Genomic DNA, 17,955 nt, shown 5'->3' with positions numbered 1-17,955 from the left:
TTATTTTATCATGCGATGATAAATAGCTCTTATGTAATCAGGTTTATATCATCTATAATTTCACATAATTTGTACTACATAAGCTAGTCAATCAAACTTAGAGAAGTCACAACTGCTGGCACGCTACTTGCTTTTGTTAAAACATATTCGTATTTTAATCATTTATCAAAGTATTAAAACACACCAAAAATGGAATTCTTTAAAAAAATATTTAATCATTCTCCATCGTCAAAGGGCGAAATAGTCTTCGCATGGGGCAAAGAGTTAGATGCCATGGATGATGTGTCTGCGATTGAGCATGCAACACAACAACTTAACGCTGACGCCAAAAAGGATATTTTTAAAGATGACCAACACATAGACGCATTGTTTGCGATTGACGAAAAAATACACATCATTGTCGATAGAATCACATCCCACTACATCAATATCGACAATTTGAGTGTTGAACTGGAAGAGCGTATTGCCAATGCTGTGTTTTTATATCACCGCCAGCTTTACCTTATTTACAACACACTGATTGATAATTTAGCGCCCTTCCAACCACAATCTTTAATTGTGATGTTGGCGCGCGCCATTAACAACGCAACACAAATGATTAAATGGCGTTTTTACAATTACCAAAGCGCCCCAGCGAATGTTTGGTTGCAATTATCTAAGCTTTATTTAGTCGCAGAAAAGCAATCCATACTTGAGAGTTATGTAAGAGCTTACCCAGATAAAGAAATCACTACATTGTCCTCTGCCTACATGCAGGCTTGCATGCTAGGCAGTTTAGAGAGCTTAAGCTTTCAGCGTAAACAGATTGAGTTAGTGAGTAAAATGCTAGCCTATTGGACGCCAAAGATTCTTATTCAAAGTACATATGATGAGAGTAAACATCTATTTTATATAGATACCGCGAGTGATGCAGCAGCAAAACGGATTAGAAACTTCAAACCTTTACCGAGTTATCGCTATTGGTGTTTTGATAGTGTGAATCTAAAGATTGAATTATGTCTTTCACTGATTGAATACAACATCTTGCCTAAGCAACAAGAGATGAAAGATTTTATTAGCAATCAATATGCTGTACCTACTTTGGAAATTTTAAAAACAGAATGGTCGCGTGCTGAATATAAACGTCAACGCAGATCGACTGAACGTGCGAAAACATCCAAATACGCAAGTACTACTTATGGCTTTGAATACACTTGCTATCACATCAAGCAGCATGAAAATATGCGCATTCAGCGCGTAGGTAAATCTTACCAAGGCAACAAATCGTTTGATGAGCGATTAGCCACGCACTCTTTGAGTAAGGATCAGAACGGTCCGAATGTCATTTATTTAGATTTGGGTGCCGCTCAATCTAAAATCATTGATGAATGCCCTAAAGGCATCGGCATGTATACGAATAAACCTGCGAGTGAAGTGAGCTTAGGTATGCTAATGGGCGTGACCATTAGCGATCAAAAAGACGCCACTAAAATCGGTGTGATACGCAGCATAAAACCTGTCATTGGTAACGAGCTACATATTGGCATTGAGCTATTAAGCACAACCGCTTTCTGTGTAGAAGCGCATAACGTAAGTGCTGCCGCCGCTAAGGCTAAAAATGCGGCTGAAAATAGTTCAGTAAAAAATACACCTATTGTCACTAGAAAAGAATTCAACGAACCTGTGGGCTTTAATGCTAATGCAAGCGACACTAGCTTTACCTGCTTATATCTACCAAGAGAGTTTACAATTCCTCAACACAAGTCATTACAGCTTGAGTCGTTAATAGTACCCAAGCTGCATTACAATAAAAACGATACTTATAGAGTCAATATTTCTGGCGCTGAGATGTTAGTTAAGTTTACTGAAACTTTAGAACATCATGAAAATTGGTTACGCGTTATTTACACGCAAGTATTTGAAAGAAAAGCGGCAACTGCCTCCTCCTTAAGTTAAGAGGGTTAAGTTGCCGTCCACATTGATGACTCAATGTTGTCTAGTTTATATTACTTAGCTTGACTCTGCGCTTCAGCTTTCCAACCACCACCTAGTGCTTTGAATAAACTTACCGTAGCCGCTAATCTAGCTTGACGACTTTGCACGTAAGATAAAGCTGAGTCGTTATAAACACGTTGCGCGTCTAACACATCTAAATAAGCTGAATAGCCTGATTTATAGCGATTCTCAGATACATCTAACGCTTTTTTAGCGGCGATTTGGCTTTTATTAAGCGCATCTTCACGTTCAGTGTTTTGACGTAAATCTACTAAGGCATCATTCACTTCTCTAAAGGCCGTTTGTATTGCGCCTTCATAGCTCGCTAATGCTTGCTTTTGTTTTGCACTTGCCTGATCAACCTTAGAGTTAAGCTTACCTGAATCAAATATCGGCAAATACAAACTTACGCCACCTGTCCAGATACGTGCGGCTGACTTCAATATATCGCCTAGCTCCAAAGACTCGCCACCTAAACCAGCGGTGAGTGAGATGGTTGGATATAAAGCGGCTTTCGCCACGCCGATATTGGCATTGGCAGCAATCATCTGCTGTTCAGCCTGCGCAACATCTGGTCGTGCTTCTAGTAGACTAGAAGGCAAGCCAGCTGGCGGCGTTGGAGGAACTGGTAACGCTTGTATGTCCGCACTGGCGATATTAAGACTCAAATCACCAGTCAATACGGCTAACTGATGTAAGCTCAATGCCCTTTGTCGGGTAAGTTCAGCCAACTGAGCACTTAGGTTTGCACTTGCCACTTCGGCCTGATACACATCTAAAGCTGACGCGACTCCACCTTCTAAACGGCGTTTAGTCAAACCTAGACTAGCTTCACGGCTTTTCATGCTCTCTTGCGTAAGCGTGATTTGCGAATCTAAACTACGCAATGTTAAATAATTGGTAGCGACCAAGCCTGATAATGAAAGCGCGACCGTATCTTTTGCATATTGACTAGAGAGTATTTGTGCTCGCACTGATTCTTTAGCACGACGCAATTTCCCCCAAAAATCAATCTCAAAAGAAGTACCTAACTCGGCTTTAAAATCATTGCGCGGATTCGTCGTGACAGGATTTCCACCCAACTCAGTCACGCGTGATCGATTAGCGCCTGCATTCAAATCTACTTGCGGTAGTGTGGCTGCGCCAATTTCCCTCGCCAACGCATCAGCCTCTTCTACACGTGCAACAGCAAGCTTAATGTCAGTGTTGCTTTGTAAAGATTTGCTCACCAAGTCATTCAACAACTGATCTTGATAAGCTGTCCACCAAATGGTTGAGACTTTGCTTTGCGCCTGATCTGCCTGCTCTGAGTATTGGCCAGGCACTGCCAATTGTGGGCGCTCATAATCTGGCCCCACCGATTTACAGGCAGAAAGCAAAGCCATTGGTACTATTAAACAAATAAGTTTCATTTTAAAAAGGTTTTTCTTATTCAAAGTTAATGGTTGCATCACACTGTCTCCTGCTTATTGAGATCTGTTTCAACATGTCCGTGGTGACGCACATGCTTGCCAGACAACCAAGTAAAGAACAGTGGAATGAATATCGTCGCAACAAATGTGGCCAATATCATACCGCCGAACACGCCAGTACCCATTGAACGTCGCGCTGCCGCACCCGCACCAGAGGCAATCACCAACGGTACGATACCTAACACGAACGCCATTGAGGTCATGACAATTGGTCTAAACCGCATTCTTGCAGCTTCAAGTGCCGCTTGAGCTACAGGCATACCTGTTTCCATTTTCTGGCTGGCAAACTCCACAATCAAAATCGCATTTTTTGCCGCTAAGCCCACTAGCGTAATCAAACCAATTTGGAAGTAAATGTCATTTGGCATGCCACGTAACAACACAGCAAGCAACGCGCCTGCCAAAGCAAATGGTACGGCCATAATCACAGCCAATGGTAATGCCCAAGTTTCAAATTGTGCAGCAAGAATCAAGAACACCATGATAATCGCAAATCCAAATGCCATAATCGCCGCTGAACCTGTACGTTTTTCTTGGTATGCCTGACCTGTCCAAGCAATTTGGTAGCCTTCTGGCAAGTTTTCTGCAGCCACTTTTTCTACCATTTTAATCGCTTCACCAGAACTAACACCAGGCGCACCGCCACCTAATACTTTGGCAGAAAGCAAGCCGTTGTAACGCTCTAACTGCTCAGCACCAACAATGTTGCTCACTTTGCTTAAAGCTGAAAGTGGTATCATTTTGCCCGCATTTGAGCGCACATACACTTTGCCTAAATCTTCAGCTTTCATGCGGTATTCAGCCTCAGCTTGTAACTGCACTCGGTAAGTACGGCCTGATTTATTAAAGTCATTCACGTATAGCGAACCCATCGTACTTTGCAAAGTAGCGTAAATATCCGCCACTGGCACACCTTGTGAAATGGCCTTAGCTTCATCAACCTCAACAAATAACTGCGGTACAGTTGGGCGGAAGAAAGTGTTAATGCCTGCTAACTCTTTTTCAGCTTTTAATGCATCAACAAAGCTATTCACCACAGTTGATAAGTGCATAGGGTCAGTATCGCTGCGGCTTTGCACATACACCTCAAAACCACCTGAGCTACCCAAACCACGAATCGCAGGCGGATTAAAAGCAATCGCCATACCATCTGGCTGCTGCATACCAATACCAAATAGCTTACCTACAATACCTTCTGCAGTAGTTTGACGTTCAGCCCAATCTGTCAATCGAACGAACATCGTTGCCGCACTAGTTTTGTTACCGCCACCGATCAAGTCAAAACCATATACCGCAAACTCGTGTGCTACCGCAGGATCTTTTGAAATTTCAGTACGCACCGCTTGAGTTGTTTTGATGGTTCTACTCAAAGTTGCACCGTCAGGCATAATCACCGCAGTCACTACATAGCCCTGATCTTCTGCTGGTACAAAACTACCCGGCACCGTTCTAAGTAAAATAACTACTACGACAATAATTGCGCCGAAAACTAGCGAGCCAATAAACTTATGATGTAACGTTAAATCAACTGTTTTTGCATAAATGTTAGTTAATTTCAAAAAACCACGGTTAAACGGTTTAAAGAATGCTGATTCTTCATGCACGGATTTTAGTAATATTGCACATAAAGCTGGGGTTAGCGTTAGTGCCACAAGACCGGAAATCACCACCGCAACGGCAACAGTGACCGCAAACTGACGATACATTTCACCTGCAATACCGCCTAAGAACGCAACCGGCACGAATACCGCACACAGTACAAGTACAATCGCAATCACGGCGCCAGATACTTGCTCCATTGATTTAATCGCAGCAGTAATCGGGGACAGTTTTTCCTCTGACATTAGCCGCTCGACGTTCTCCAGCACCACAATCGCATCATCCACCACAATCCCGATGGAAAGCACCATCGCAAATAACGTCAGCGTATTGATGGAGAAACCGAATATCCATAAGCCTGCAAATGTACCAATCAATGAAATAGGCACAGCAATGAGTGGAATTAAAGTCGCACGCCAGCTTTGTAAAAACAGGAATACAACTAGCACAACCAATACCATCGCCTCACCTAAAGTTTTTACAACCTCAATGATTGAAGACTTAACAAAGTCACTGGTATCGTAAGGTACTTCCCAATCCACACCAGCGGGAAAGCGTTGTTTAAGCTCAGCCATTTTGACTTTAATAGCATCTGCAGTATCAAGCGCATTAGCACCTGTTTGTAAGAAAATAGGGATACCTACACCTGGCAAACCGTCTAAGGCAGTACGTACGTTATATGTTTGTGAGCCTAATTCAATACGTGCAACATCTTTCAGGTATAACACACCGCGCGGACCATCTGCACGGATAATAATATTGCCAAACTCGCTAGGATCAATCAAACGACCTTTAGCTGTTACCGTATAAACCAATTGCTGGGTTGAAGGGGAAGGTTCTTGACCAATTTTACCCGCTGCATACTGCGCATTTTGTACTTGAATAGCATTGGCAATATCAGTAGTCGTCACGCCTAGTTGTGCCATGCGGTCAGGTTTTAACCAAATACGCATAGAGTAATCTTGTGCACCAAAAATGTTAGCATCGCCCACACCTTTAATACGTTTAATTTCATCTAATACATTGAGCGTAGCGTAGTTACTTAAATAAAGTGGATCGTATTTCTTGAGCTTATCAGTCAACATTACGACTAGCAAAATGTCGTTTGAGCGCTTTTGCACCACTAAGCCAGTTCTACGCACTTCATCAGGCAAACGTGGCAAGGCAATATTCACGCGATTACTCACGTTAAATGTTGCCTGATTCACATCAGTACCGACTTCAAATGTAGCAGTAATGGTTAATGTACCGCTAGAGTCAGCGCTAGAGTTAAAGTACAGCAAACCTTCAACACCACTTAACTGCTCTTCAATTGGCGCAGCAACCGTTTTAGATAATGTTTCAGCACTTGCACCAGGGTAAGTTGCAGTAATCAGTACTGTTGGCGGCGCAATTTGCGGGTATTGTGCAATCGGCAACTTCAGTGCTGCGGCTAAGCCTGCCAGCACTATGATGATAGACAAAACGCTGGCAAAAATAGGCCGTGTGATAAAAAATTTGGTCATATTATTTCTCGTTTTTACTTGGTTTAATCTTAAATTTGGGTTTAATCTTAAATCTAGGTTTAATCTTAAATATTCTTCATTTAAGTATTATTAGTTAGACTTACTTTGCAGCAGCATCTTTAGATTTATCAGCTGGCGCTGCAGGCGCTTCTCCCGCAGGATGTGGCGCAACAGCAGCCCCTGGACGCAATTTGATGACATTATCAACAATCACTTTTTCACCAGCCTCAAGACCACTTAATACTACCCAGTCTGTCCCTACCCAGTTACCAACAACAATCGGTTTAATAGTCGCTTCGTTTTTATCATTCGCAATGTAAACAAATTTGCCTTGGTCATTTGTTAAAACTGATGTTTGTGGCACAACAAACACGCCATCTTTATGACCAGTAGTCACACGAACACGTACAAACTGACCCGGTAATAAACTTTTATCAGGATTTTCAAACGTTGCGCGTAATTGCTGAGTGCCAAGTTGAGGGTCTATACCACTTGCAGCAAAGTTTAAACTTCCTTTTGAAGCGTACTCCTTGCCATTTGGCATGATTAACGCCACTTCTTTTACGTTAGATGACGATAAGTGCCCGCCCAATTGCGCCAACTCACTATCAGACAAACTGAAACGTGCCCAAATTGGGCTTATTTGGCTAACTGTCGTCAACAAACTAGTATTAGCATTCACTAACGCACCCTCTGAAAACTCAAAACGTCCAGCAATGCCTGAAAGTGGTGAGGTTACCGTTGTGTACGAAAGATTTAACTGCGCCTCACGAACACCAGCCTCGGCTTGCGCTAATGCTGCACGTGCTAAGGTGCTGTCAGAACCAGCATTATCAGCTTCACGCTTACTAATAGACTGTGACACCAACAAACCATCTAAACGCGTTGCTTCACGTTGAGTTTGCTCTACATGGGCTTGCTGTTGAGCTAACTGCGCTTTAGCATTTGATAAGGCAATTTGAAATGGCACAGGGTCAATCAAAAACATGGCCTGACCCGCTTTAATTGGCGCACCCTCTTCAAATAGTTTTTTAAGCAAAATACCACCGACGCGAGGACGTATTTCAACTTCTTTTGCACCTTCAGTTTGCGCTACGGCTTCCGCACTAATCGGCACACTGGTTGCTTTTAACTCAATCACACCGACTGGCATGGCTGGCATACCGCCACCTGCTTGTGCAGCATCATTTTTTTTACTACAACCATTTAAAGCCAAGCCAACCATCAGTGCGATTGTGGTAAGTTTTACCGCCCCTGCTAATGATTTACTTTTTAATAAATGTATTTGAGGGCGTTGTTTCGCGACGTTGAATAACATTGTTGGCTCCACTTATTGAATTGATTTCTTTATTTAATTGATTGCTTAGCTTAATTATTGCTTAGTTAAATTAGCTACTCAGCCATTTCGTTTAATTAGTTATTTAGCACAATTTCATCTATATCAATGATTAATATAGAGTTTTTATCATTTATCAGAAAATTTTACTTGCTTACATTCTTGTTTGTATGTATATTATATACAAACAAGAATGTATGTATATATATTTTACAAATATTTAACAAATTGATTTGGGTTACCTAATTCATATTAAGTAAACTACTTAAATGGCGAGAACAATTTAAATGGTTAGAAAAACTAAAGAAGATGCAGAACTCACGCGAAAACGCATTATTAACTCTGCGCGCGCAGTATTCTTAGCACGCGGCGTAAGCCGATCAACCCTAGAACATATTGCTGCACATGCAGAAGTCACGCGTGGCGCCGTATATTGGCACTTTAAAAATAAAACTGATATTTTTCATGCTATTCGCGACCAAGTGTTTCTGCCGCTCATAGACCGCATGGATGACTCACTGACCTTAGCGAGTAATGAAGATCCTCTCACCCAAATTGAAAATAGCCTTTGTGTCACTTTCGATGACCTCAATAACAACATCGAAATGCGTCAAACGTATGAAATCATGATGATTAAATGCGAATACGTAGACGAATTCTCTTTAGTACTTCAACAAATCCTAAGCAACTGCTCTAGCATCACAGGTAAAATTAAGCTCGCCTATGAGCGTGCAGAAGCGCAAAACCTTCTCGCATGTAAACATACACCGCTAGCTCTAGCATTAGATACTCATTTGTTTTTTGGCGGTTTATTGCATATGTGGGTTAAAGATGCTGACGGCTCTATGTTTAGGAATCAAGCCAAAGAGCTCATCAAGTCACACATCAATTTACGCAGAAAACAGTAATTATCAGCAAAACGCTTGTTAATCACTAAGCATGGCTATATTATCAGCGTGAAATGACAATATAGAGCCATGTCACTGTGGCTAGTCTGGCTTCGGAGGCGATGTGAAAGTACAAATTGGCGAAATATATGGTAAGCAAACTTCGGCTAAATTTGTTATGTACAACGTCATAAAAGTAACGCCATTGCTAGTCACATTGCAAAACATCGACAATCCATTAAGCCTATTTGAAATCACCACACAAAAGCTCGCAAGTTCAGGTTACATCCGTCTGAGTCAAACGCCATTCATAGATTTAGAAGCAACAACGCCAAAACGCCGTCAAGCCACAAAAAAACCTACACGCTGTCCACTTACTTTCGACTTTTTAGAAGAGCGCGCTGACAGCCAGCGCCCTGCTCCTATTCATCAAGACTTATTCGCTTAAACGTCGCTATTAAGCCTTAGCTGCAAACTCCGCAATACGCACGCCTAATAATCTAGCGGCTTCTAAATCACCCCTATTCACTTCATCTACTGATGAATCGCTGGGTGATGCCATTAACGCACCAGCAAAACCACCCACATAATTCACGTCACCGTGCTTTGCCGTCTTAGTATTTGGTGACATTAACGCAGTGCCCACCCAAACCCCACAATGCTGCATAGCCAATGTCATTAAATACTGAATCGTTGACGCCTTATCACCGTTAACTGAGGCTGAGTTAGTAAATCCTGCAAAAACCTTATTTTTCCATGCTTGCGTAAACCATCTTTTGGAGCTGGCATCCGCAAACTTCTTAAATTGCCAGCTCACAGAACCCATATAAGTTGGTGAGCCCATAATAATCGCTTTAGCAGCATCTAATTTGGCCCAATCTGTATCGGCAATTTCACCGTTCTCACTAATTGCGATTAAATCTGCTTTTGCGCCTTCAGCCACGGCTTCGGCCTGCTTCTTTGTATGGCCATAGCCACTGTGGTAAATCACAACTACATTACTCATTTTTATTCTCCAGAATTTAAAGGTGACAGCTTCATTTTACTAAGCGCAAATCCGTCTATTAGACAACATAAGGCTGTATGTTTTATTTAGTTAGCAAAGTATAATCACATTAGTCACTTTAAGTAAGTAGGCACTAAAACGTTATATAAGCACCTTGTAGATACCTAGATAAAAATATTTTGAGAAAGACAGAAAACTAACATGGACGGCACTGAAAACTTAAACACCGTGCAATTAAGCACTCAACCCGAAGCATCTGCATTTAACGCAGACTGCCCTACGCGCTTGATACTTAATAGAATCGCCGACAAATGGACTGTGTTAGTGATGATATTGCTAGAAAGCGAAACCAAACGCTTCAGCAATCTGCAACGCGAGATAGGTGGAATATCACAAAAAATGCTCACGCAAACCCTGCGTGGCTTGGAACGTGACGGCTTAGTCAGCAGGAAAGTACACGCCACCGTACCGCCAAAAGTAGAATACTCACTTACTCCGCTAGGACACACGCTTAAAGACTTACTTTATGCAGTGAAAACTTGGTCTGAAACGAATATTAATGAAGTGCTAGCTGCACAAACGACTTACGATGAATTGAACAGAAAATAACGCAAAAGTCTGTCATTTCAGCGTAGATCAAGTAGCGTGGGTTCTTGAACCCACGCGTAGCGAACCTTTTAGCATTTCACCGCGTGGGCAAACAAGTTGCCCACCCTACTTGACTGAATTTGAAAATATTCCGAATAAACAGAAATCCATGAAACGTCACCGCCTTTGACCTTAAATCCCCTGCTACCGCGCCTGCGTTGTTCAGCTTCATGGGAGTTTTCGGCAAGCGGCTGTTTGAGCCAAGTGATTTTATTGGCGAGTTTCCGATTGACGCCCATGAAGTTGAGCAACGCAGGAAACAAGCGGGAGGGGGTGCCTTTTTGTTTGGTTACTTTATTTTGGGCAAGCAAAATAAAGTAACTCGCCGAGGGGCGAAAAAGTTTATCAATAGTCGCCACCAACGATTATTGATAAGTAAACATTCGCTCAAGTAAATTCTGATTTTTTGTTTGCCTAGATTCATTTAAGTCTTCTCTTGAAGGGACAGATTCGATACTTTCAATATAATCAACTGGGAAATTATGAAAACGAGCTCCAGCAATAACGAGGTTTTTATACCAAGTGTACGGAATAAGTGCTGAATTTATGTGTGTTATAGAAGCCATATAGATGTAAGCTCTGTAATCACTTCCATCTAAAGTAACACTCATCAGTTCTTCATCATATCCATTGCCAATACCTTCAGCTTCATCAAGTGCTGCCTTATGGGATATATCAAACTCATAAAGTACTACATAAATCTTACACAAAATATCTAGTGTTTTACTTAAAAGACATTTTCCAGAATCATCATTACTCTGTTTATGAAACACCAATTGATACCCAGACAACTCAATCACCCCTACAACTCTAGCTGACGGAACACGCTCTTGAAGTCTGAGAGGATGCAGATTTGAACCATAAGCAAGATAGAAAACTTTAGGCATAATTAACCCCTCGGTGGCCCGCCCCTCAAATCATGTCCATCAGCACTATAAATCTCAACTTCAACAAAATCGCCTGGCGTTAAACCATCGGCATCTTCCATATACACCACGCCATCAATCTCTGGTGCATCGGCTTTAGTGCGACCTATCGCTTCAATATTACCCTCAGAATCCTGCACAATTTCATCGACTAAAACTGTTTGAATGCTACCGATTTTGTTGTGTAATTTGGCCGCGCTAATTCGCTCTTGTACAGCCATAAAACGGCTTAAACGCTCTTGCTTCACTTCTTCTGGCACTTGGTCTGGCAGTTCGTTGGCTTTTGCACCATCGACCGCAGAGTAAGCAAAGCAACCTACTCTATCTAACTGCGCTTCTTCTAAAAAGTCTAATAACATTTGGAAATCATCTTCAGTTTCGCCTGGGAAACCTGCGATGAAAGTACTACGCACGGTAATATCTGGGCAGATTTCGCGCCATGCTTTAATGCGAGCGAGGTTATTCTCTGCATGCGCTGGACGTTTCATGGCTTTTAAAATACGTGGACTGGCGTGCTGAAATGGCACATCCAAATAAGGCAGAATCAAACCATCTGCCATCAAAGGAATTACTTCGTCTACGTGCGGATAAGGATAAACATAATGCAAGCGCGTCCATACACCTAAATCACTTAAGCTTTGACAAAGCTCAGTCATACGCGTTTTCACTGGACGACCATTCCAAAAACCTGGGCGGTATTTAACATCTACGCCGTAAGCAGAAGTATCTTGTGATATGACTAAAATCTCACTCACACCCGCTTTAACTAAGTTTTCCGCTTCATTCAACACTTCACCAATCGGGCGGCTGACTAAATCGCCACGCATACTTGGAATAATGCAGAAGCTACAACGGTGGTTACAGCCTTCTGAAATTTTTAAATACGCGTAATGACTAGGCGTTAAGCGTATACCTTGTGGCGGTACTAAATCAATAAATGGCTCATGTAATTTTGGCAAGTTAGCATGCACGGCCGTCATCACTTCTTCTAAAGCATGTGGGCCTGTAACCGCTAGCACACTTGGGTGTGCAGCCTCGACCACGCCCTTTTTCGCGCCTAAGCAGCCAGTCACAATCACTTTACCGTTTTTGGCAATCGCTTCACCAATGGCATCTAGTGACTCTTCTACCGCGCTATCAATAAAGCCGCAGGTATTAACCACAACTAAATCAGCATCTTCGTAACTGCCTGAAATTTCATAGCCTTCTGCACGCAATTGGGTGAGAATACGCTCTGCATCTGAGCCCGCTTTAGGGCAACCGAGAGAGACGAAGCCAACTTTTGGATTTGATAAACTCATTTTAAAACTCACATTTCAAATTTAAATAGGGTGACACTAAAATTAAAACGTCTAAACTAGACTAGGCGCTAAAAAAATTTAGGTGCGATGCATATGTTTTATATGTGAGCGCTTAAAATTTTAGCAACAACGTATAGTGACGATGTTTTAGTTTTTAAAAAAATTATGTACATTATTGCAATTGCTTGGCTTTACATCACCGTACTAATGGCAGCGACTGAAAAAACCATCACGGCAGGCCTGCTAAGCTTTGTGTTTTATGGGTTACTACCCTGCGCGTTGTTATTGTGGATATTAGGCGTCAATCATAGACGCTTTAAAAAACACCAAAAATCTTTACTCGAGGAAGAAGTGGGCGACCAAGATGGTGCTGACACCAATCGAGATGAGTAATACTTGCGCGATCGTCGCTTTTAATTCTGTGCGTTTATGCAAACCTGGAATCAAATCTGCCACAGCGACATAAAGTAAACTAGAAGCTGCCAAGCCTAAAATAACAGGTATCCAGCTTTGCACATATTGCAGCGCATAATAAGCAATCAAACCACCGACCATCGTCGCGACACTTGAAACCAAGTTAAAAATTAAGGCCTGTTTCTTCGTATATCCTGAATGCAGCAAGATTAAAAAATCGCCGACTTCTTGTGGAATTTCATGCGCAATAATGGCTATTGCAGTTACAAGCCCCAATTTAATATCAGCCGTAAATGCAGCAGCAATCAAAATACCATCAATAAAGTTGTGAAAGGTGTCGCCTATCATAATCATCAAGCCACTTCTGCCACCATCATGTGTGTGAGCATGGCTATGCGCGTCGCTTAGCAATATAGTTGGCTGCTGCGCGGTCACTGCGCGATATTTAGCACCTCCTTCTTTTTCTGGGTGAGTGACAGGGCAATTTTCTTCTGTATGTACCGCGTGCACTTCACAATGGTCGCCGTGGCAATGGCGCCAGATGACTAATTTTTCTAAGACAAAAAATAAAAGTAAGCCAAATAACAGCGTTGCGGAAACTTTTTCTACACTGCCGGCAATACTAAACGCATGCGGCAAAATCTCTAAAAACACAGCGCCTAACATGGCGCCAATGGCGTAACTCACCAGCATGGGCACCCATGAGGTTCGCACGTTAAGCGCAAATAATGCGGCCAAACAAACACTCAATACTCCGCCCAATAAGCTGGATAAAACGATCCAACTAAGTACAGATAGCGGTGCAGAATTGATGGCTAGGTTTAACATAGAGTTTCAAATAAGGTGATTTTAACAACTGACGAAGTGTGCATTATACTGAATATATTCAAGCAAAGTCTTAGTCGTACTTGATTGCTTGTTAAAACCGTTATCATCCCAACATAATTTGGTATATCAATCGATTAGCACAATTAAATTTATATGATTAAAAACCAAGAAAATATCACGCGTATGCCAGCCATCTTTATAGGGCACGGCAACCCGATGAATGCGATTACAGACAACCCATATCGCGATGCTTGGCTGGCTTTGGGTAAACGTTTGCCCAAACCTAACGCGATACTATGCATTTCTGCACATTGGCAAACGCGTGGCACACAAGTTTGTGCAGTAGAAAAGCCGCAAACCATACACGATTTTGGCGGATTTCCTGCAGAGTTATTCGCTCAGGAATACCCCGCGCCAGGCTCACCAGAATACGCAAAAATGGTATGCGATTTATTTCCCAACAATAAAGTAACAAGCACCTTAGATTGGGGCTTAGACCATGGAGCTTGGTCAGTTCTACAGTCACTTTTCCCTATGGCTGATGTACCCGTTTTTCAGCTTAGTTTAGATGTAAATTTAGACTTTTCCGGGCATTTTAAGTTGGCTAAGCAGTTAGCAAGCCTACGTGAACAAGGGGTAATGATAATAGGTAGCGGCAACATTGTGCATAATTTAGGCAAGCTCAACATGCAAGGCAAAACACCTGAATGGGTGATTAGTTTTGACGATTACATTAAAAAAGCCTTGGAATTAGAAGATGAGGCCGCCTTATTAGACATCTCTCGCGATGGTGACTCAGCAAGATTTGCTGTGCCTACTGATGAGCATTATTTGCCACTGCTTTACATAGCCGCCGTTAAACACGCTGATGACAACATGCAGTTTATAACAGAAAATTTTGAGTTGGGCGCATTAAGTATGCGTAGCGTGATTTACCAGTCAACAGTGAGTTAGAAGCTGTTAATTAGCCAGCCAAATTAAACTCGCCATGCGCCCCGTAACATTATCGCGTCTGAATGAAAAAAAGCGTGCTTCATCGGTGTAGGTGCAGAAATGTTCACTACTAAGTTCATCGTAAAGCCCCAGGTCGCCGCCGCCGTAGATTTGCGTTACACCTAGTTTATTTAAGCGTTGTTGGGCGATTAAATACATATTGCAAAGCCATTTGCTGCCATGCTGCTTGAATGCTTGTTCTGCCTGACTATCATGTTGCATAAATTGCTGACGCACTTCATCACCCACTTCAAAAGCATCAGGGCCAATTGCAGGACCAAGCCAAGCTAAAATCTCGCTTCTTTCAACAGGTAGTTTATTTACGGCCGCCTCAATAGCACCATCACACAAACCACGCCAACCCGCATGCACAGCAGCAACCACTGTGCCAGCTTTGTCACAAAGCAACACTGGCAAACAATCTGCCGTCATCGTCACGCAAACCACGTTAGCCTGAGTAGTAAAAGAAGCATCGGCGTCTTGCAAGCAGGTGCTTTGCGCTGCATCTATCACTTCAACACCGTGTACCTGATTTACCCACACAGGCTCACTTGGTAAATAAGGGCTTAATAGTTGACGATTTTTGGCAACAGCAATCCCATCATCATTGACGTGTGCACCAAAATTCAAGCTAGCATAGGGCGACTGACTCACACCACCATTGCGCGTGGTTTGCAGCGCTTTTACATTGTTAGGTGCTGGCCAATTTGGAATAATAAACTGTAAATCAGACATGGTATTTACTCCTCGTCTTCGAGCTCCAAATCATCATCGTCATCAAAGTCTTCGTCGTCCTCATAATCTTCATCAGAAAGATAAGGCTCAGAACTAAACTCAAACTCTTCTTCGTCTTCATTACGCGGATCTTCATGGCGCATGGCTTCCAGCAAGGCTTTCATGTCATCTGCCAGCTCAATTTGCCATTCCATAAATTCATTGGTCGCTGGATGCATCAAGCCAAGCTTAATGGCATGTAATGCTTGCCTGTTGAATTGACTGACTTCATCACGTAAAGTTTGTGTCATCACACGAATAGGAATGATGCCGCGGAAACCATACACAGGGTCGCCGACGATAGGCGCTTTCAAAGACTGCATATGCACACGAATTTGATGGGTACGACCTGTTTCCAGATTACAACGCAAATAAGTTTGCACTGAAAAACGCTCTAATATTTCATAACGCGTAATGGCTGGCTTACCCATACGGTTTAGCGCCATTTTGGTACGTGAACGTGGATCGCGACCAATCGCTTGATCTACCACGCCATTACGCCACAACTGACCCCATACAATCGCGCGATATTCGCGTTTAACGGTTCTTGCCTGCAACTGACGCACTAAATTAGTTTGTGCAGCTAAAGTTTTTGCCACTACCAAAATACCGCTGGTGTCTTTGTCTAGCCTGTGAACAATACCCGCACGTGGTACATCTTTTAATTCTGGCGCATGAAATAACAACGCATTAAGCAGCGTACCGCCCCAATTACCCGCCGCAGGATGAACCACCATGCCGGCAGGTTTATTAATGATCATGATATGATCATCTTCAAATACAATATCCAGCGGAATGTCTTCTGCGACATAAGCGTAATTTTCTGGCTTGGCTTGTACCTGCACAACAATCTGTTCGCCCCCCCACACTTTGGTTTTGGAAGTACTAGGCAATTGGTCTACAGTGACTAAGCCTTCTTTAATCCAAGTTTGTAAGCGTGAACGTGAGTGTTCGGGCAACATGCGTTGCAATGCAACATCTAAGCGTAACCCGCCTAAATCATTTGAAATAGTCAACGTAAGAGTATTATTAAGTGGTTGTGGAGTAGCGTCTGTCATCGGTTATAATTATTACTAATTTCTTAAAGTAGGTTTCGGCATGAAGTATATCTTAATTTTAATGTTCGCCTTGTTAATGAATGGTTGCGCTATATTTGGTGCACCTACAGAACTGGATGATACCAAAGGCTTAACAGCAGAACGCATTTATCAAATGGGTTCAGAAAAAATGCGTGATAAAGACTATGATAAAGCCATTGTTTATTTTGGCAAGCTAGAGTCTCGTTACCCTAATGGACGCTTTGCAGCTCAAGCCCAGCTTGAAACTGCCTATGCTCACTTTAAAAAACAAGACCCAGTTTTATGTGTTGCAGCGGCCGACCGTTTTATTAAATTACACCCCAATCACCCTAACGTTGATTACGCCTATTATCTAAAAGGCTTAGCCGTATTTAACGAACGTGGTGTCATTGAAAAACTAACAAAACAACAAATTAGTGATCGCGATCCACGCTCACTACGTGATTCATTCGTGACATTTAAAGATTTAGTCACACGTTATCCAAACAGCAAATATGCAAAAGACGCCACGCAACGCATGGTTTATTTGGCAAATAGCTTATCCGATCACGAATTAGATGTAGCTAATTACTACATGAAGCGCCAAGCTTACTTAGCTGCTATTAATCGTTGCAAATATGTGCTGGAATACTACCCACAAACACCTGGTGTTGAACAAGCATTGGTCACCATGATTAGCGCTTACGACTTAATGGGCTTAGATGACCTTAAAAAGGATACTGTACGCATTTTAGAAACGAACTACCCGAATAGTGCGCTACTAGGCAATGGTGCCCCTGCTGACGAACGCGTTTGGTGGAAGTTTTGGGAAAGTCTCTACACAAAATAGTGATCTAAATGAACGTATTTAGATTTTTTGCGCCAAATCAGCATGGGATATTTCAATAAATTACCTGGATTTACTCAATCGCCTTCTGGCTTAGAGTGGGTTTTACTTAAAAAAATACCGCGAATATTTTTTATTAGTGCGTTTTTTCCATGTGCAATTATATTAAAACTGTATTTATTCAATGACGCTTTAAATGCAGAGCAGCTAAAAATCATTTATCAGTGCCTAGGCGTGCTATTTAGCCTTTGGTTCTTTATAGGCACTGTAGCGATTGGCTGCGTAGTGGTGATTGTGATGAAAGGGCCTGCGTATGTAGCAGACCCTTATGAGCTTCCAGTTGAGAACAAATCTTTAGAAAATCATCCCAACCTTTGAGGCATGGTT

At 42.3% G+C, this 17,955-nt stretch carries 18 protein-coding genes; 8 read left to right on the top strand and 10 right to left on the bottom strand.

Annotated elements, in window-relative coordinates; genetic code table 11:
* Nucleotides 1–189 precede the first annotated feature (189 nt).
* Nucleotides 190–1,935, top strand: coding sequence for a hypothetical protein (locus PSU72_RS04440; RefSeq protein WP_300431057.1), 1,746 nt, complete (start codon nucleotides 190–192; stop codon nucleotides 1,933–1,935).
* A 50-nt stretch (nucleotides 1,936–1,985) separates the two neighbouring features.
* Here PSU72_RS04440 and PSU72_RS04435 read toward each other — a convergent pair whose 3' ends face one another.
* The 3 genes from PSU72_RS04435 to PSU72_RS04425 all read right to left on the bottom strand — a co-directional run bounded on the left by PSU72_RS04435 (nucleotide 1,986) and on the right by PSU72_RS04425 (nucleotide 7,868).
* Complete coding sequence (locus PSU72_RS04435) at nucleotides 1,986–3,359, bottom strand: efflux transporter outer membrane subunit (protein ID WP_300431055.1); 1,374 nt, start codon at nucleotides 3,357–3,359, stop codon at nucleotides 1,986–1,988.
* A 65-nt stretch (nucleotides 3,360–3,424) separates the two neighbouring features.
* On the bottom strand, nucleotides 3,425–6,550 hold the full coding sequence (locus tag PSU72_RS04430; protein ID WP_300431053.1) for a multidrug efflux RND transporter permease subunit: 3,126 nt from the start codon (nucleotides 6,548–6,550) through the stop codon (nucleotides 3,425–3,427).
* Nucleotides 6,551–6,650: 100 nt separating this feature from the next.
* Entirely contained in the window at nucleotides 6,651–7,868 is a 1,218-nt protein-coding gene (locus tag PSU72_RS04425; RefSeq protein WP_300431051.1) for an efflux RND transporter periplasmic adaptor subunit, read from the bottom strand.
* Nucleotides 7,869–8,173: 305 nt separating this feature from the next.
* Between PSU72_RS04425 and PSU72_RS04420 the strand changes: the two genes are divergently transcribed.
* Nucleotides 8,174–8,794: a TetR family transcriptional regulator gene (locus tag PSU72_RS04420; RefSeq protein ID WP_300431049.1), complete on the top strand. Its 621-nt coding sequence runs from the start codon at nucleotides 8,174–8,176 to the stop codon at nucleotides 8,792–8,794.
* A 103-nt stretch (nucleotides 8,795–8,897) separates the two neighbouring features.
* A complete protein-coding gene (locus tag PSU72_RS04415) occupies nucleotides 8,898–9,221 on the top strand; it encodes a hypothetical protein (protein ID WP_300431047.1) in 324 nt (107 codons plus the stop codon).
* Between the two features lie 9 nt (nucleotides 9,222–9,230).
* On the opposite strand, the gene PSU72_RS04410 is transcribed toward PSU72_RS04415, so the two are convergent.
* Complete coding sequence (locus PSU72_RS04410; RefSeq protein WP_300431045.1) at nucleotides 9,231–9,779, bottom strand: flavodoxin family protein; 549 nt, start codon at nucleotides 9,777–9,779, stop codon at nucleotides 9,231–9,233.
* A 201-nt stretch (nucleotides 9,780–9,980) separates the two neighbouring features.
* Between PSU72_RS04410 and PSU72_RS04405 the strand changes: the two genes are divergently transcribed.
* Complete coding sequence (locus PSU72_RS04405; RefSeq protein WP_300431043.1) at nucleotides 9,981–10,388, top strand: helix-turn-helix domain-containing protein; 408 nt, start codon at nucleotides 9,981–9,983, stop codon at nucleotides 10,386–10,388.
* A 68-nt stretch (nucleotides 10,389–10,456) separates the two neighbouring features.
* On the opposite strand, the gene PSU72_RS04400 is transcribed toward PSU72_RS04405, so the two are convergent.
* From PSU72_RS04400 to rimO, 3 genes are read right to left on the bottom strand one after another with little or no spacing between them, the layout of a single operon-like run.
* Nucleotides 10,457–10,786, bottom strand: a complete 330-nt coding sequence (locus PSU72_RS04400; protein ID WP_300431041.1) for a hypothetical protein — start codon at nucleotides 10,784–10,786, stop codon at nucleotides 10,457–10,459.
* 6 nt (nucleotides 10,787–10,792) lie between these two features.
* A complete protein-coding gene (locus tag PSU72_RS04395; RefSeq protein WP_300431039.1) occupies nucleotides 10,793–11,314 on the bottom strand; it encodes a gamma-glutamylcyclotransferase family protein in 522 nt (173 codons plus the stop codon).
* A gap of 2 nt (nucleotides 11,315–11,316) precedes the next feature.
* Nucleotides 11,317–12,654, bottom strand: coding sequence for a 30S ribosomal protein S12 methylthiotransferase RimO (gene rimO / locus PSU72_RS04390; protein WP_300431037.1), 1,338 nt, complete (start codon nucleotides 12,652–12,654; stop codon nucleotides 11,317–11,319).
* A gap of 165 nt (nucleotides 12,655–12,819) precedes the next feature.
* On the opposite strand from rimO, the gene PSU72_RS04385 reads away from it, so the two are divergent.
* Nucleotides 12,820–13,047: a hypothetical protein gene (locus PSU72_RS04385; protein WP_300431035.1), complete on the top strand. Its 228-nt coding sequence runs from the start codon at nucleotides 12,820–12,822 to the stop codon at nucleotides 13,045–13,047.
* Here PSU72_RS04385 and PSU72_RS04380 read toward each other — a convergent pair.
* Nucleotides 12,991–13,896 carry a ZIP family metal transporter gene (locus PSU72_RS04380; protein ID WP_300431033.1) on the bottom strand — a complete coding sequence of 302 codons (906 nt, stop codon included), beginning with the start codon at nucleotides 13,894–13,896 and terminating at the stop codon, nucleotides 12,991–12,993. The genes PSU72_RS04385 and PSU72_RS04380 overlap by 57 nt on opposite strands.
* 153 nt (nucleotides 13,897–14,049) lie before the next feature.
* Here PSU72_RS04380 and ygiD point away from each other — a divergent pair, with 153 nt between their 5' ends.
* Complete coding sequence (gene ygiD, locus PSU72_RS04375) at nucleotides 14,050–14,850, top strand: 4,5-DOPA dioxygenase extradiol (protein WP_300431031.1); 801 nt, start codon at nucleotides 14,050–14,052, stop codon at nucleotides 14,848–14,850.
* 6 nt (nucleotides 14,851–14,856) lie between these two features.
* On the opposite strand, the gene pgeF is transcribed toward ygiD, so the two are convergent.
* Together pgeF and rluD are read right to left on the bottom strand one after the other, a co-directional pair.
* On the bottom strand, nucleotides 14,857–15,624 hold the full coding sequence (gene pgeF / locus PSU72_RS04370; protein WP_300431029.1) for a peptidoglycan editing factor PgeF: 768 nt from the start codon (nucleotides 15,622–15,624) through the stop codon (nucleotides 14,857–14,859).
* 5 nt (nucleotides 15,625–15,629) lie between these two features.
* A complete protein-coding gene (rluD, locus tag PSU72_RS04365) occupies nucleotides 15,630–16,721 on the bottom strand; it encodes a 23S rRNA pseudouridine(1911/1915/1917) synthase RluD (protein ID WP_300431027.1) in 1,092 nt (363 codons plus the stop codon).
* Nucleotides 16,722–16,761: 40 nt separating this feature from the next.
* Between rluD and PSU72_RS04360 the strand changes: the two genes are divergently transcribed.
* Together PSU72_RS04360 and PSU72_RS04355 are read left to right on the top strand one after the other, a co-directional pair.
* Nucleotides 16,762–17,571, top strand: a complete 810-nt coding sequence (locus PSU72_RS04360; protein WP_013147627.1) for an outer membrane protein assembly factor BamD — start codon at nucleotides 16,762–16,764, stop codon at nucleotides 17,569–17,571.
* Between the two features lie 42 nt (nucleotides 17,572–17,613).
* Nucleotides 17,614–17,946, top strand: a complete 333-nt coding sequence (locus PSU72_RS04355; RefSeq protein ID WP_300431024.1) for a hypothetical protein — start codon at nucleotides 17,614–17,616, stop codon at nucleotides 17,944–17,946.
* Nucleotides 17,947–17,955: the final 9 nt, after the last annotated feature.

The sequence above is a fragment of the Methylotenera sp. genome (genome assembly GCF_029945535.1).
In the GTDB taxonomy this organism is placed as follows: domain Bacteria; phylum Pseudomonadota; class Gammaproteobacteria; order Burkholderiales; family Methylophilaceae; genus Methylotenera.
Note: the sequence above shows the minus strand (reverse complement) of the source record. Positions and strands in the feature narration are given on the sequence as shown.

What these genes read in the sequence shown, in the direction of transcription:
- PSU72_RS04440 (WP_300431057.1), top strand. Translation starts at nt 190, where the DNA reads ATGGAATTCTTTAAAAAAATATTTAATCATTCTCCATCGTCAAAGGGC.
- PSU72_RS04435 (WP_300431055.1), bottom strand. Translation starts at nt 3,359, where the DNA reads ATGGCTTTGCTTTCTGCCTGTAAATCGGTGGGGCCAGATTATGAGCGC.
- PSU72_RS04430 (WP_300431053.1), bottom strand. Translation starts at nt 6,550, where the DNA reads ATGACCAAATTTTTTATCACACGGCCTATTTTTGCCAGCGTTTTGTCT.
- PSU72_RS04425 (WP_300431051.1), bottom strand. Translation starts at nt 7,868, where the DNA reads ATGTTATTCAACGTCGCGAAACAACGCCCTCAAATACATTTATTAAAA.
- PSU72_RS04420 (WP_300431049.1), top strand. Translation starts at nt 8,174, where the DNA reads ATGGTTAGAAAAACTAAAGAAGATGCAGAACTCACGCGAAAACGCATT.
- PSU72_RS04410 (WP_300431045.1), bottom strand. Translation starts at nt 9,779, where the DNA reads ATGAGTAATGTAGTTGTGATTTACCACAGTGGCTATGGCCATACAAAG.
- PSU72_RS04405 (WP_300431043.1), top strand. Translation starts at nt 9,981, where the DNA reads ATGGACGGCACTGAAAACTTAAACACCGTGCAATTAAGCACTCAACCC.
- PSU72_RS04395 (WP_300431039.1), bottom strand. Translation starts at nt 11,314, where the DNA reads ATGCCTAAAGTTTTCTATCTTGCTTATGGTTCAAATCTGCATCCTCTC.
- rimO (WP_300431037.1), bottom strand. Translation starts at nt 12,654, where the DNA reads ATGAGTTTATCAAATCCAAAAGTTGGCTTCGTCTCTCTCGGTTGCCCT.
- PSU72_RS04385 (WP_300431035.1), top strand. Translation starts at nt 12,820, where the DNA reads ATGTACATTATTGCAATTGCTTGGCTTTACATCACCGTACTAATGGCA.
- PSU72_RS04380 (WP_300431033.1), bottom strand. Translation starts at nt 13,896, where the DNA reads ATGTTAAACCTAGCCATCAATTCTGCACCGCTATCTGTACTTAGTTGG.
- ygiD (WP_300431031.1), top strand. Translation starts at nt 14,050, where the DNA reads ATGATTAAAAACCAAGAAAATATCACGCGTATGCCAGCCATCTTTATA.
- pgeF (WP_300431029.1), bottom strand. Translation starts at nt 15,624, where the DNA reads ATGTCTGATTTACAGTTTATTATTCCAAATTGGCCAGCACCTAACAAT.
- rluD (WP_300431027.1), bottom strand. Translation starts at nt 16,721, where the DNA reads ATGACAGACGCTACTCCACAACCACTTAATAATACTCTTACGTTGACT.
- PSU72_RS04360 (WP_013147627.1), top strand. Translation starts at nt 16,762, where the DNA reads ATGAAGTATATCTTAATTTTAATGTTCGCCTTGTTAATGAATGGTTGC.
- PSU72_RS04355 (WP_300431024.1), top strand. Translation starts at nt 17,614, where the DNA reads ATGGGATATTTCAATAAATTACCTGGATTTACTCAATCGCCTTCTGGC.